The sequence below is a fragment of the Butyrivibrio sp. FCS006 genome (assembly GCF_000424525.1).
Lineage (GTDB): Bacteria > Bacillota > Clostridia > Lachnospirales > Lachnospiraceae > Butyrivibrio.
This window is the reverse complement of the sequence record NZ_KE384203.1, coordinates 322,834-337,696: the sequence shown is the minus strand read 5'-3', so window position 1 is coordinate 337,696 and position 14,863 is coordinate 322,834. Positions and strand designations below refer to the sequence as shown.

Below are 14,863 nucleotides of genomic sequence, written 5' to 3'. Positions count from 1 at the left end.
ATATGTGTGGAATAGTAGGATATATAGGCCATAAGCAGGCAGGACCAATTCTGCTTGATGGACTTTCAAAACTTGAGTACAGAGGATATGATTCTGCCGGAATCGCAGTAAGAAACGGTGCAGATCAGGCAGTAGTCGTAAAGGCTGTAGGTAAACTGGAGAATCTCTCCAATAAAACTAACGGAGGATATGCACTTTCAGGTGAGTGTGGTATCGGTCATACCAGATGGGCTACCCACGGTGCACCAAGCCTTATCAATGCACATCCCCATGTGAGCGGAAACTGCACAGGATCAGGTTCCGGAGAAGTAGAATCTGAGGTTGTAGGTGTTCACAACGGTATTATCGAGAATTTCCAGGAACTCAAGGAAAAGCTCATCAGACATAATTACAAGTTCTATTCAGATACTGATACTGAGGTTCTGATCAAGCTTGTGGACTACTACTACAAGAAATATAAGGTAGGCCCCATCGATGCTATCGCTAAGACTTTGGTGAGAGTACGTGGTTCCTACGCCCTTGAAGTTATGTTCAAGGATTATCCGGGTGAGATCTATGTCGCAAGACAGCAGTCACCTATGATCATCGGTGTTAAGGACGATGAGTCCTTTATCGCTTCCGACGTACCTGCCATCCTTAAGTATACAAGAGATGTTTATTACATCGATAACATGGAAATGGCACGTATCAGAGCCGGTGAGGTTACATTCTTTAACCTTGACGGTGATGAGGTTGAGAAGGACGTTACAACAGTAACCTTCTCTGCAGAAGCTGCTGAAAAGGGTGGATTTGAGCACTTCATGATGAAGGAGATCCACGAGCAGCCCAAGGCAGTTGCTGATACCATCGGCAAGTACGTAACAGACGGTAAGATCGATCTCTCCGAGGTTGGAATTACCGATGAAGAGGCAAAAGAGATTTCTCAGATCTATGTCATTGCCTGCGGATCCGCATGGCACGTTGGCATGGAGATGCAGTATATCATCGAGGAGCTTGCAGGAATTCCTGTAAGAGTTGAGCTTGCATCAGAGTTCAGATATCGTAAGATGCCTCTTGATAAGAACGCTCTGGCAGTTGTTATCTCCCAGTCAGGAGAGACAGCTGATTCACTGGCAGCCCTTCGTCTTGCCAAGGAGAGCGGAATTAAGACTCTTGCTATTGTAAACGTAGTTGGATCATCCATCGCAAGAGAGGCAGACCATGTAATGTATACCCTTGCAGGCCCTGAGATCTCAGTTGCCACAACCAAGGCATACAGCTGTCAGCTTATCTGCGGATATCTCCTTACATTAAAGCTCGCTGAAGTAAGAGAAACTTTGGATGGCGATGATAAGCTTGCATATTATATAAAAGAAATCCAGAGCATCCCTGCCAAGATCGAGAAGATCCTTGACGAGAAAGATCGTATCCAGTGGTTCTCCGCAAAGTACGCAAATGCTCACGATATCTTCTTTATCGGAAGAGGTATAGACTATGCGATTTCACTTGAGGGAAGCCTTAAGATGAAAGAGATCAGCTATATTCATTCAGAGGCATACGCAGCAGGAGAGCTTAAGCACGGAACCATCTCTCTTATCGAGGACGGAACTCTTGTTATCGGTGTTCTCACACAGCCATCACTTCTTGAGAAGACAATCTCCAACATGGCTGAGTGCAAGAGCCGTGGCGCATACCTTATGGGACTTACAACCTACGGAAGATACAACATTGAGGATCAGGTAGACTTTACTGTTTATATTCCTAAGGTTGATGAACACTTTGTGGGAAGTTTGGCGATCATTCCTTTGCAGCTCCTTGGTTACTACACCAGCGTTGCTAAGGGACTTGATGTTGATAAGCCAAGGAATCTGGCAAAGAGTGTAACTGTAGAGTAAAAATAAGCCAGGGGACGGGTCTAAGTCAGGGGGACGGTTCTCTTGACTCCTCTTGAGGAGTCAAGAGAACCGTCCCCCTGACTTAGACCCGTCCCCATTTGACTCTTTATTATTACTTCAGCACCACAAAACTCTGTGGCTGCATATGCAGCGAAGCATCCTTAATCTCAGTTTCTCCAATCTCGAATACCTTAGTCGTATTCTTGGGAAGAGTGGCTGAGGTCTTTTTATCTGAAGGATTTATAGCAACTATCAGATCCCCTCTCTTATACACAAACGGGAACTCATCCGCTTCCGCATAAATGATCTCAAACTCTGAATCTGCCTGAAGGTCTTTATACTCGTGGCGGAGCTTAGTAAGAGCCTTTACTGTGTTTAAGAGCGATGAAGGGTCTTTTTCCTGAGACTCTACTGTCGGAGCATCATCTGATGGGTCAACCGGGAGATAGAGCTTGTCGGCAGGGGCAGTAGAGAAGCCCTTGTTCTTGCCTTCGCTCCACTGCATGGGAGTTCTGGTACCTGTCCTGGTATAACCGCCCTCCTTGGTTGGAAGCTCAAAATATCTCATACCAATTTCATCGCCGTAGTAGATAAACGGAACACCGGGAAGTGTCAGGAACATCGCATACGCGATCTTAAGCTCGTCCATGCCAAGAGTCCTGCGTGGCCTTGGAGTGTCGTGGTTGCAGGTGATAAAGCTAATATAGCCGTCCTTTCTGGTGGCATCGTACTTGGGCAGATAGTCGTTTAAGAACCTCATGATATCGCCGTGGCTGTCCTTTTTAAGGAAGCTCTTATCGCCGCCATCGGTCTCATAGTCGCGAAGAAGAGTGTTGTAGCCGTTTCCGCGGTGATCGAGGTAGAAATCTGCATGGAAGCCGTACTTAAGGGCCTGCTTGGGATTACTCCACTCGGAGATGATGGCTGCCTCGGGATATTCATTATCCAGCATTTCTCTGATGTTCTTCCAGATGGCGCCGGTTGCGGACTTGTTCTCGTCATCGTCCTTAACCAGAGAATCAGCCATATCAACTCTAAAGCCATCGCATCCCTTATCAAGCCAGAAGCGCATAACATCCTTCATGGCTTCCCTTGTGGCGATACATGCCGGATCATCGGGAGCCTTCTGCCAGCTTTCGGTTCTTTTAGCAAAGCCGTAGTTAAGGGCAGGCTGGCACTTAAAGAAGTTGAGCATATAGCAGCCGTTTCTGTCAGCCTCTCCGCCTATATAAGGGTGTCCTGCGATTCCTTCGATCCAGCCGTTTGTCCAGATGTATCTGTCAGAGAATTCGTTTCTTTCAGCCTTTTTGCTCTCCAAAAACCACTCATGCTCCTCGGAGGTGTGTCCGGGAACAAGGTCAAGCAGCACGTGTATGCCCTTTTCGTGGGCAATCTTAAAGAGATTGTAGAGATCCTCATTGCTTCCGTATCTCTCTGCAACCTTCTTATAGTCGCGAACATCATAGCCTGCATCTTTGAAAGGAGAATCGTAGCAGGGGTTGATCCAAAGGGCATTACAGCCGAGCTCTTTTACATAATCGAGCTTTTCAATGATACCGTTAAAATCTCCGATTCCGTCTCCGTTTGTATCCTTAAAGGACTGAGGATAAATCTCATAAAATATTGCATCTTTTAACCAGCCGGGCATAGGAATACCTCCCCAAATTTTCTAAATTTTGATATATTATTATTAACAATAACACATAAAAGTTTTTCTTGCCAGAATATTCGGAAACGTTTCCGGTAAATGTGGGGAGATTCTGCTATGGTTGCAAAATATATCTATGCCAGTACTGAAATCCTTAGCGCAGTGCTTTCTTTCGTCGCTGCTGTTTATCTGTTTTTAACCAGTTCTTACATCAAAAAACAATACAGAGCTCTCGGGTCCATTGAGCTTTTGGTTGGTATTCTTCTGCTTTGTGATGGTGTTGCATGGTATATAAACGGGACCCCGGGCAAGAGTGCTTATTATTTAAATATTTTTGGCAATTTCATGACTTTTTCTCTGATAGCGATTCTTCCTGTCCTGTACTGCCTGTATATTGTTCAGTCCATGAGTGATGAGGGAAGGGGCAAGGGCCTTTTGCGCGGGATTGTTGCTATTTCGACAGCAACGCTCCTGTTTCATGTTATCTCCTACTTTAACAAATTCATATATTGGATAGATCCCATGACAAATCTGTACTCCAGAGGCCCCGGCTTTACCATCTGGTCAGTTTTGTTTTTTATACCTGTCCTTATTTCCGTAGTGTACGTTATTACTCACAGGCATCTTTTCAACAAAAGAAGGTTTACAGTAATAGTCATCTTTGCCGCCATTCCGACACTTACGGCCATAGTAAATCTTTTTATAGGAATGTCTCTTTCAAACTATGCAATCTGCGTCTGTGTGCTGATCATGTTCATGCAGGCTTTGCAGGACAATGTTCTGACCATGATCGAGCAGAGAGATAAGATCAAAAGACAGGATGACGAGCTGGAAGATATGAGACAGAGAATAGCGCTTTCTCAGATAAAGCCTCATTTCCTCTACAATACGCTGAATTCGATCTATGTTCTGTGCGATGTTGATAAGGATAAGGCCAAGTATGTGGTCAACAATCTTGCGGATTACCTTCGCCAGAGCATCGGTTCTATCGAGAGTAAAGAACCTATTCCTTTTGAAAAAGAGCTTGAGCACACCAAGGTTTATCTCGACATCGAAAAGGTCAGATTCGATGGAAGGTTCGATGTGGAATACAGGATAAATGCCACAAACTTCACCATACCGGCACTTACCGTCCAGCCCATGGCTGAAAATGCCATAAAGCACGGACTTTGCAAAAAGAAGAACGGAGAAAAAGGGCTTCTTATCATCTCGTCCGATGACTGCGGAGATTATTTCAGGGTTTGCATAGAAGACAACGGAGCAGGCTTTGATGTAGACGAATACAATAAAATGGACAAGCTTTCCGGTGAACACATCGGCCTTCGCAACGTCAGAGACAGGATAAAGATCATGGAAAATGCCGACATGCTCATAAACTCTGAAATCGGAAAAGGAACTAAAATTGAGATCAGAATTCCCAAAAATTGACTTGAAATTTTGGCCTCAAAAGTGTATGTTATATGTGTCTGTACAACTGGCGGATAAGTGGGTAACCACATGGGAGTACAGATAATAATTTTGAACAGTCGACCGCCTGGGCAACCGCTTTTAGCGCTATGCTCAGGCGGTTTTTTGTGTAGAGCACTTGGTGAGGTATTGTCGAGCCTAGTGCGAACCAGTCACGTGCACTTAACGAGGTATTTTCGAGTTTAGTGCAGCGGGACAAGGAGAAGGAGGACAAATGTTTAATCTCAAAGAAGAACTTAGCAGCACTACCTATCCGGGAAGGGGCATCATCCTTGGAACATCCGAGGATGGCAAGTATGCAGTTTGCGCATACTTCATCATGGGAAGAAGCGAGAACTCAAGAAACAGAGTATTCGTAGAGGATGGAGACGGAATCCGCACCCAGGCTTTCGATGAGTCCAAGATGGAGGACCCAAGCCTTATCATCTATGCACCTGTTCGTGTTCGCGGAACATCCACCATCGTTACAAACGGTGATCAGACAGATACAATTTATGAGCTTATGCAGGCAGGACAGAGCTTTGAGGAGTCACTCAGAACAAGAGAGTTCGAGCCCGATGCGCCTAACTACACACCCAGAATTTCAGGCATCATGAACGTTAAGGGCGGAAAATATGACTTTGCTCTCTCAATCCTTAAGAGCAACCACGGCGATCCTTCATCATGTCAGAGATTTACTTACACATACGAGAATCCCAAGGCAGGAGAGGGATACTTTATCCACACTTACCAGGGCGATGGCAATCCGCTTCCAAGCTTTGAGGGAGAGCCTACACAGGTAAATATCTCAGGCGACATCAACAAGTTCACAGATGATGTTTGGACAGCGCTTAACGCAGATAACAAGGTATCTCTTTTCACAAGATATATCGATATCGCAACAGGAGCAAAAGAGACAAGGATCTACAACAAGAACTTCAAGAAGGAGGAGAAATAATATGAACGAGATTCAGTTAAAATACGGATGCAACCCTAACCAGAAGCCTTCACGTGTATATATGGAAAACGGCGCAGACCTTCCAATTGAGGTACTTAACGGCCGTCCCGGCTACATCAACCTCCTTGATGCATTAAATGGCTGGCAGCTTGTTTCTGAGCTTAAAAAGGCAACAGGACTTCCTGCAGCTACATCTTTCAAGCATGTATCACCTGCCGGCGCAGCAGTAGGAACACCTCTTACAGATATCGAGAAGAAGATCTACTGGGTAGAGGATCTTGGTGAGCTCAGCCCTCTTGCAAACGCTTACGCAAGAGCACGTGGCGCAGACAGAATGTCATCCTTTGGTGATTTCATTTCTCTTTCAGATGAGTGCGATGCTGATACAGCTCGTCTTGTTAAAAGAGAAGTTTCCGACGGTATCATTGCTCCCGGCTATACAGACGAGGCTCTTGAGATCTTAAAGGCTAAGAAGGGCGGAAATTACGCAGTTATCAAGGTTGATCCAAGTTATGTTCCCGAGGATATTGAGAAGAAGCAGGTTTTCGGTATCACCTTCGAGCAGGGTCACAACTTCATTGAGATAGACAACAAGATGTTTGAGAACATCGTTACAGATAACAAGGACCTTCCTGAGGCAGCACTCATCGACCTCAAGATCGCTCTTATCACCCTTAAGTACACACAGTCAAACTCTGTTTGCTATGTAAAGGGCGGAGCAGCCATCGGTATCGGAGCAGGACAGCAGTCCAGAATCCACTGCACAAGACTTGCAGGAAACAAGGCAGATAACTGGTTCCTTCGTCAGGCACCTCAGGTTCTGAACCTTCCTTTCCTTGATTCTATCAAGCGCCCTGACAGAGACAACGCCATCGACCTCTACATCGGTGAGGACTACATGGACGTACTTGCAGACGGCAAGTGGCAGAACATCTTCAAGGAGCAGCCACCTGTATTCACAGCTGAGGAAAAGAGAGCCTGGCTGAATAAAAATACAGATGTAGCTCTTGGCTCAGATGCGTTTTTCCCATTTGGAGATAACATCGAGAGAGCATTCAGAAGCGGTGTTAAATATGTTGCTCAGCCCGGAGGTTCAGTAAGAGACGACAATGTAATAGAAGCTGCTAACAGCCACGACATGGTTATGGCATTCACAGGCCTTCGTCTTTTCCATCACTAATATTTATAAATGTGTTAAAAATGGATTAAATAAACTTAAAAAACATGATTATATGCGCGCAATAACGTACAATTTATATGTACACCCCTTGGTTTATTTTGTGAAAAGAAAGGATGCGCGCTATGAAAAAACTTTATAGTTTATCGCTGGCGCTGGTGATCATGCTCACTTGCATATTGTCAGGCTGCGGACAAAATAAAGAGATAGAAGCAGATACCACTGAAAGTGTCAGCTCTATCTCTTTATTAAATATCAAGAGTGAGGTCACAAGCCAATTGGAGGCCCTTGCTCAGCTATATGAGAAGGATACGGGGGTAAAGGTCAATATAATGACTGTGCAGAGTGGTGTTGATGCGCAGGCTACCCTCAAAGGATATTATTTGTCAGATCAGATGCCTGATATCATAGCTTGCGAGTCTTCGGGATTTGGAAACTGGGAAGGCCTTCTCGTAGATATGAGCGATCAGGCGTGGGCATCAAGAACCGATGCTGCTTATAAAGATTCGACATACGGAACTTTAGGATTTCCATATACAACAGAGGCTATTGGACTTGCTTATAATAAAGACATTCTTACAAAAGCCGGTGTAGATCCGGCTTCAATAACAGGTCCTGACGCCATGAAAAAAGCCTTTGAGACTATCGATGCTAAAAAAGAACAGCTTGGTCTTAAGGCGGTGATCGGCTATTCTGCTGAGCCGGAAAATCTTGGATGGTCAGCAGGTAACCACCTGACAGGAGCTTATATCGATTCGGGCCTTTCAAGATCGGATACTACCTATATTGACCTGATGTCTAATGGCGGCGGTGTGGATGAAAATCGTCTTACGCACTATGCAGAGATGATAGGTCTTTTCAATGAGTACTCAGATCCGAATCTTCTTGTAAGCGGAACATATGATGATCAGGTGGCCGGGTTTGCTGCTGGTAAATATGCATTTGTTACTCAGGGTTCCTGGATAGGTGCAACTCTTTCAGGTTCAGATGACTATGCTAAGGCAGGAAGCTTTGAAGTGGGTATGGTGCCATATGCATTTGAAGATGGGATGGATACAATTCTTACAAGCGCACCCAACTGGTGGGCGGTACCAAAGGAAGGCAATGTTGATGCGGCTTTGGCGTTCCTTCAGTGGTGCTCTGAGGATAGCGCACAGCAGATACTGGTTGAACAAGCCGGTTTCGTAAGTCCCTTTGTAGACTGTAAATATGTGGCTTCCGATCCGTTTGCTCCTGTAATTTCAAGTTACATTTCATCGGGAAAGACCTCCAGCTGGCATTGGATGGAAATGACTGAGGGTCTGGGGCAGAAGGGATTGTCGTTTGTGTATCAGAAATTTGCAAAGGGTGAACTTGATGTATCCGGCTTTGTAAAAGAGTTCAAGAAAGTTGCCACAGAATGGTATTCGAAATTATAAGGAGGGGAGCATGAGAGAAGAAAAAATCAAAGTGAAAAAAATCAATTCTATTATGTTCCAGATAGCAGTTGCAAATGTGGCCATTTTGATCGCTTTTGTCATTGTAATGTCCTTTGTCATGTCATCAATGGATACCTCTACAAGCAGCAGTATCTCAATGTTTAAAACCATGATGACACTTACACAGCATGAAGCTATGCTTAAGAACGACGTCATGTCTTTGTATGACCAGACAACCGGTTATGTGGCTGCCTCTGCTGATGAGACCAAACAGGCATTACTGCCGCAGATAAATGCTGTTAAGGCTACCATTGAAGAAGATATATCTGCACTGGAAAATGACTTCCAGGCAATTGGGAATGAAAAGGCAATTGCCCAGATGAGTGAGATCAGAGGGCAATATCAGAGAATGAGTAAGTTTATAGATTCTTCCATGACTAAGTGTGATTCGGGAGACAAGGATTCTGCTTATTCCATTCTTTTTGATAAAGCCGAGATTCAAAAGGTTGCTATTTTCCACTCCACAAATATTCTTGATGAGGCAATAAATGAGTCTGCATCAGCTACGACTCAGAAGATGCAGGCACTGTTTAATTCCGGACAGGTGACGGCTGCCATCGGCATTATTGTAATTATAGCGCTGATCATTTTCAGCTTCCTTATCAGCTACAAGAATATTGTTAAAAAGATCAGAAGCATCTCGGATGAAGTTAATGTCATTATTTCAAACATTGAAGAAGGCAGAGGTGATCTTACAGCCAGGATAAAGACTAAAGCCAAATCAGAGCTTTTGTATATAACTACGGGTGTCAACCACTTTATAGAGACTCTCCAGGGAATCATGAAAGATGTAAAGGACGGATCGATAGTTCTGACAGAATCTTCGGAGGAAGTGGTGTCACAGCTTCGTGTCGCAGATGATAACGTGACCAATACTTCAGCTGCTCTCGAAGAGCTTTCCGCAAGCATGGAAACCGTATCAGGTAACGTTTCGCATATCAATGAATCAGTTGAGAGCGTTAAGAATGCTGCACAGGAAATTGCTGATCAGGCAACGGAAGGTACCAGGACAGCGGGGGATATCAAGGCTGAGGCCGATGAACTTAAGGCCAGAGTGATCAAGAAAAAGGCAGAAGCAGGAGAACAGGTGGAAAACCTCTCCGCAACGCTTATGGAATCGGTGCATGAGTCTGAAAAGGTTGCGCAGATCAATGAGCTTACAAAGGTTATCCTTGATATTGCAGGCCAGACAAATCTACTTGCACTCAATGCTTCAATTGAGGCTGCAAGAGCCGGGGAGGCAGGAAAGGGATTCTCGGTAGTGGCAACCGAAATCAGTGCTCTTGCCGATAACAGCAGGCAGACAGCCGGAAATATCCAGGTTATCAGTAACGAAGTTACCGAAGCGGTTAATAATCTGGCCAAGAATGCTCAGGCTGTACTTGATTACATCAACGGTCAGGTTATAAGTGACTATGATGAATTTGTTGCTACAGGAGAAAAGTACGAGCATACAGCGGATATTATGGAAGAAATGCTTGGAAGCTTCAATAACAAGGCTGAAAACCTTAATGATATAATGACTGAGATGGTTGAGTCTGTTCAGCTCATCAGTACTTCCGTTGTGGAGAGTTCGCAAGCAATTTCGCAGTCGGCTGAGAGCTCTCAGGAAATTGTAGGTGGTATCAAGAAGATTACAGAAGCTATTGATAAGAATAATGAGGTTACAGAGCAGCTTAGCGATACTACGCAGAAATTCGTAACGCTTTAACCTGCAGAAGAAACATAAAAGCTCTCATTGGAGTGATTCCGATGGGAGCTTTTTATTTGTTTATATTAAGTTCTGGTCGTAGATGGCTCTTTGACCGCCTACGTATTTGGGCCTGTGGCGTGCGCATATTATAGGTGCTTCGCCAATCTTGCGAAGTGATATTCTCATGGGAACTGCAACTGCGTGCATGTGCATACCTATCATTGTTCCGCCTATGTCTATTCCTGCATCGGCCCTGCCACCGATGTCCTCTACTAGTACCGGATCATCGAATCTCTCATAGCATACGGTTCCGAAGGCTCCGCCTGCGTGATTGGGCTGGGGTATTGCATTTACCTGCTCAAATCCGTATTTGTCCATACAGGCTCTTTCTACTACAAGAGCTCTGTTTAAGTGCTCACAGCACTGAGCTGCTGCAAATATGCCTCTGTCCTTGAGAACAGGGATGATACCGTCAAATACTGCATTTGCGGAATCGAGGTTTGTGGCTGTGCCGATCTGATCTCCGAGGATCTCGCTGGAGGAACAGCCGATTACAAAAATGGAGCCCTCACGTAGCCTGGCGCTCTCTAAAATCTCTGTTATTGCCTGCCTTGCCTGGGCCTTTACTTCTGAATAATTCATTTAAATCGCCTGCCTTTGATCATGTTCTATAGTTAAGCAAGTTCCATCTTCTTAAAGATCTTAAGAAGACCTGCCTTGTAGCACAGAAGAAGTGAACCGATAACGCCGATGAGGGCCTGAGCGATCTCGTAAGGGAGCTTCATCATGGCGTATTCAAATGTGCTGTAAACAAAGGTCTTGCCTAGCGTATACCCAACTACCATTATAACAGCACCCACCAGAGTAGCAACAAGGGATTTGGCAAAAGACTCTTTTCCCTTATGAACCATATAGGAAATGGTAGCTGCCTGAAGTCCGTGCACAACCAGTGAAACAAACATCGGAAGAGGGTAGAAGATCATATCTCCAAGGAATGATCCAACACCACCGACTATGAAAGCTGCCAGAGGATCAAGAAGGATGGATGCTGTGCATATGATAAGATCGCACAGATACAGATGCCCTCCCGGAACTGTAATGCCAAAGCTTGACATTGCAATGTTAAGAGCCATAAATATGGCGGTCACGGTCAGCCATCTGACCTTGTTCACCTCTTTTAGCGTTACTTTTTCTGAAACTGTCTTCCCCATGATGATTTTTCCTCCCGGATAGTAGTATTTTTCCGTCTTGACTAACAAACTTCAATCAATATATCATCAAACTGATAGTATTAAAAATATCAAAAACAGATTATTTTATATAACCAGATTTCAGGAGAAATTATGGAAAAGGAAAAACGCTATCTGAGAATCTATGAACAGGTTAAGGAAGATATCATAAAAGGTACGTATCCTGTGGGTACGAAGCTCCCTTCAAAGCGCGTAATGGCTGATGCCATGGGTATGAGCGTCATTACCGTTGAACATGCCTATGAGCTTCTCTCGGATGAAGGGTACATTGTTCCAAAGCAGAAGAGCGGATACTATGTCTCTTTTGATGACAGCGACATATATACAGGGGTGGAAAGTGCTGCGCCATTTATGCCAAGACGACGCGAGGCGGCATCGGAACAAAGTGTTAGCAATGAGCCCGTTTTTTCGTACTCAATTTATGCTAAAACAGTAAGGAAGGTTCTCACAGAGTTTGAGGAGTATCTGATGCAGAAATCTCCCAAGAATGGGATGTTTGAGCTTAGAAGTGCCATTGCCTGGTATCTTCTGCGCTCCAGGAGGCTTAAGGTCTCTCCTGACCAGATAATAATAGGCGCAGGAGCGGAGTACCTCTACGGCCTTATTGTCCAGACCTTCGGAAGGGATGTGCTCTACGGCGTCGAGAGCCCATCCTATCAGAAGATTGCCAAGGTTTACTCGGCAGGCGGAGCAAGGCTTAAGATGCTGCGGCTTGGAAACGACGGGATAGAGAGCGATGAGCTCTGGAACAGCAATGTGAAGATACTTCATATAACCCCTTACAGGAGCTTCCCTAGCGGAGTTACGGCATCTGCTTCCAAGAAGAGAGAGTACCTCAGATGGAGCAGGAAGAATGGAGGATACATCATAGAAGATGACTTTGAGTCAGAGTTTACTCCCAGCCGTAAACCTGAAGAAACCATATTTTCCCTGGATGAGGAGGGGAGAGTTATCTACGTCAACACCTTTACCAGGACTATTGGGAGCTATGCAAGGTGTGCATATATGGTGCTACCGGAGAATCTGATCGGCGAGTTTGCTGATAAGACCGGGTTTTACGAGTGTCCTGTGCCGACACTTGACCAGCTTGTCATTGCCAGTCTTATCGACAGCGGAGACTTTGAAAGACACATTAACAAAGTGAGGAGATATAACCGTAATAAATGATTTGAAGTACAGAAATATGCTATAATTGAATAATAAGTCGCATACACATGCCAAAGGTGATCAATGGAAAAGTACGATAATATCGATGAGCTCACCGGGCTCTATAATCTGAACGGAATCTTAAGTCACTTGCAGGGCCATGAAACAAGAGCTGCTGAAGGCAGCATTGTTATCATTTATTTGAATGTTATGAATTTCAAATCCTTCAACCAGAGATACGGATTTGTTGGAGGTAATGAATTCCTAAGAGGTCTTGCAGGGGAGATAAAAGGTCTTTTCCCCGAGGAACTGATTGCCAGAACGGCAGGTGATCAGTTTATTATTCTTGCAAATTCCCTTGATGAAAAAGAAATAACGGACAGGCTTACCATGCTATCAGAAGCATCTGCAAGGCATGATAAGGGTCTTCGCCTTCATATCAAGGCCGGAATCTATCAGCAGACAGGAGATGAGACCGATCCGGTTATAATGATCGACAGAGCTAAGACTGCCTGTGACGATATCATCAGGGTCTATGACAAGAGCATAAACTTCTATGACGAGGCTCTTAGCAAGAAGAATGAGCTAAGGCAATATGTTATTGATAACTTTGAGAGTGCATTTAAGAACAGATATTTCAAGGTTTATTACCAGAAGGAAGTCAGAGCATTAACAGGCAAGGTCTGCGGGTATGAAGCCCTGGCCAGATGGCAGGATCCTGTTATGGGAATAATTTCGCCTCTGATTTTCATTGAGGTCTTAGAGGACGTCCATCTGATACACAAGCTTGATCTGTGCATCATTGATATGGTTTGTAAGGATTTGAGGGATGATATCGACAGCGGATATGCTGTTGAACCTGTTTCTGTAAACCTCTCCCAGCTTGATTTTGAGCTGTGTGACATCATGGCAGAGATTGACAAGTGCAGGGCTAAATATGACATTCCGGTTGAACTTCTGCATATCGAGGTCACTGAGAGTGCTCTCACTACCGGTGAGAATTTCCTTGATCAGCAGATCAAGAAGTTCAGGCAGGCCGGATATGAGATCTGGATGGACGACTTTGGCTCAGGCTACAGCTCTTTGAACAATCTTAAGACCTTTGATATAGATGTACTCAAGATCGATATGGATTTTCTGCGCACCTTTGATACCAATAAAAAGACACAGGTTATCCTTGCCATGATCGTAAATATGGCCAAGGAGCTTGGAATCCATACACTGGCTGAGGGCGTTGAGACTAAAGAGCAGTACGAGTTTTTGCGCAGAATAGGCTGTGAAAAGCTGCAAGGATACTTATTTGGCAAGCCTACGCCTGTAGATGATTTTGACAGAGCGGTGGACTGCAGCTTAGATGTGTGCGAGGACTTTTCTCTTACACCCTACTATGACAGGATCGGAGAGGTCAATTTCCTTGGAAATACGCCACTTAGAGACAAGAGCTTTGAGGTATTTAATAACCTGCCTCTTGCTATTATTGAGCTTCAGGATGATATAGCACAGTGTATCTATGCCAATAGAGCGTATCTTGATTACCTGAGTTCACTCGGCTTTGCGTCTTTATCAGAAGCAAACAGTGTATACGGAACTACAAATCACCCGGATATTGTTGAGTATACAGCATGCTTAAAGCGTGCACAGGCAAGCCCGGACCACAGGGCATATGCTGATATAGTAACTAATGGCAACACCGTCAATCACAAGGTAAGATTCCTGTTCGACAGCGGAGATCGTCAGGCTTTTGCCGTTGTGTCAAGAAATACCTCTATTCATGAGGAAAGTGACACGGCAGAGAGTCTTCGTGTTGCCATGGCACACGTATTTAACCAGTACTTCAGGGTTGATTTTTTTGATGAGGACGGCACTGTTGACAATATCTTCCTGAACGCAGATCAGAAGTCGGTTTCTGATTATACAAGAGATACCAAAGAGGCAGTAAGACTGTACTCTGAAATGTATATATATCCTGAGGACAAGGAACGTTTCAAGAAATTTTACGATATTACTACAGTCCGTGAAAGGATAGAAAACACAAAAAGTGCATATGTTGTTGATTATTATCGCTCTGCAACACCGGGGGATAACGGAAGAATGCAGATGTACATGATACTTCCGTTTTATTATAATGGCAAATGGAAGTTTATTTCTCTCTGCAGATATGCGGATGAGATCAGGGATGATGCATTAAAATGA

11 protein-coding genes and 1 riboswitch are annotated in these 14,863 nt (G+C 44.5%); of the genes, 8 read left to right on the top strand and 3 right to left on the bottom strand.

From position 1 onward, the window contains the following. The first annotated feature begins 2 nt into the window (after nt 1-2). Entirely contained in the window at nt 3-1,874 is a 1,872-nt protein-coding gene (gene glmS, locus G633_RS0108675) for a glutamine--fructose-6-phosphate transaminase (isomerizing) (RefSeq protein WP_026519677.1), read from the top strand. Between the two features lie 112 nt (nt 1,875-1,986). Here the strand turns inward: glmS and G633_RS0108670 are convergent, their stop codons facing one another. Further along, nucleotides 1,987-3,522, bottom strand: coding sequence for an alpha-amylase family glycosyl hydrolase (locus G633_RS0108670; RefSeq protein ID WP_026519676.1), 1,536 nt, complete (start codon nt 3,520-3,522; stop codon nt 1,987-1,989). Nucleotides 3,523-3,639: 117 nt separating this feature from the next. Here G633_RS0108670 and G633_RS19270 point away from each other — a divergent pair, with 117 nt between their 5' ends. From G633_RS19270 to G633_RS0108645, 5 genes are all read left to right on the top strand, one after another. Next, nucleotides 3,640-4,950 carry a histidine kinase gene (locus G633_RS19270; protein WP_051200070.1) on the top strand — a complete coding sequence of 437 codons (1,311 nt, stop codon included), beginning with the start codon at nt 3,640-3,642 and terminating at the stop codon, nt 4,948-4,950. A gap of 32 nt (nt 4,951-4,982) precedes the next feature. After that, a riboswitch (ZMP/ZTP riboswitch) is annotated at nt 4,983-5,069 on the top strand. 134 nt (nt 5,070-5,203) lie between these two features. Beyond that, a complete protein-coding gene (locus tag G633_RS0108660; protein ID WP_022769750.1) occupies nt 5,204-5,926 on the top strand; it encodes an IMP cyclohydrolase in 723 nt (240 codons plus the stop codon). Continuing rightward, nucleotides 5,829-7,106, top strand: coding sequence for a phosphoribosylaminoimidazolecarboxamide formyltransferase (locus G633_RS0108655; protein ID WP_242838860.1), 1,278 nt, complete (start codon nt 5,829-5,831; stop codon nt 7,104-7,106). The genes G633_RS0108660 and G633_RS0108655 overlap by 98 nt, the downstream gene beginning before the upstream one ends. 122 nt (nt 7,107-7,228) lie before the next feature. Next, nucleotides 7,229-8,521 carry an ABC transporter substrate-binding protein gene (locus G633_RS0108650; protein WP_026519674.1) on the top strand — a complete coding sequence of 431 codons (1,293 nt, stop codon included), beginning with the start codon at nt 7,229-7,231 and terminating at the stop codon, nt 8,519-8,521. Between the two features lie 10 nt (nt 8,522-8,531). Then, nucleotides 8,532-10,292, top strand: coding sequence for a methyl-accepting chemotaxis protein (locus G633_RS0108645; protein ID WP_026519673.1), 1,761 nt, complete (start codon nt 8,532-8,534; stop codon nt 10,290-10,292). A gap of 60 nt (nt 10,293-10,352) precedes the next feature. Here the strand turns inward: G633_RS0108645 and G633_RS0108640 are convergent, their stop codons facing one another. Both G633_RS0108640 and G633_RS0108635 read right to left on the bottom strand, forming a co-directional pair. Beyond that, nucleotides 10,353-10,916 carry a TIGR01440 family protein gene (locus G633_RS0108640; RefSeq protein WP_022769745.1) on the bottom strand — a complete coding sequence of 188 codons (564 nt, stop codon included), beginning with the start codon at nt 10,914-10,916 and terminating at the stop codon, nt 10,353-10,355. 32 nt (nt 10,917-10,948) lie between these two features. Continuing rightward, complete coding sequence (locus G633_RS0108635; protein ID WP_022769744.1) at nt 10,949-11,485, bottom strand: ECF transporter S component; 537 nt, start codon at nt 11,483-11,485, stop codon at nt 10,949-10,951. 132 nt (nt 11,486-11,617) lie between these two features. Between G633_RS0108635 and pdxR the strand changes: the two genes are divergently transcribed. Both pdxR and G633_RS19265 read left to right on the top strand, forming a co-directional pair. Beyond that, a complete protein-coding gene (gene pdxR / locus G633_RS0108630) occupies nt 11,618-12,691 on the top strand; it encodes a MocR-like pyridoxine biosynthesis transcription factor PdxR (protein ID WP_026519672.1) in 1,074 nt (357 codons plus the stop codon). Between the two features lie 63 nt (nt 12,692-12,754). Further along, nucleotides 12,755-14,863: a bifunctional diguanylate cyclase/phosphodiesterase gene (locus G633_RS19265; protein ID WP_051200067.1), complete on the top strand. Its 2,109-nt coding sequence runs from the start codon at nt 12,755-12,757 to the stop codon at nt 14,861-14,863.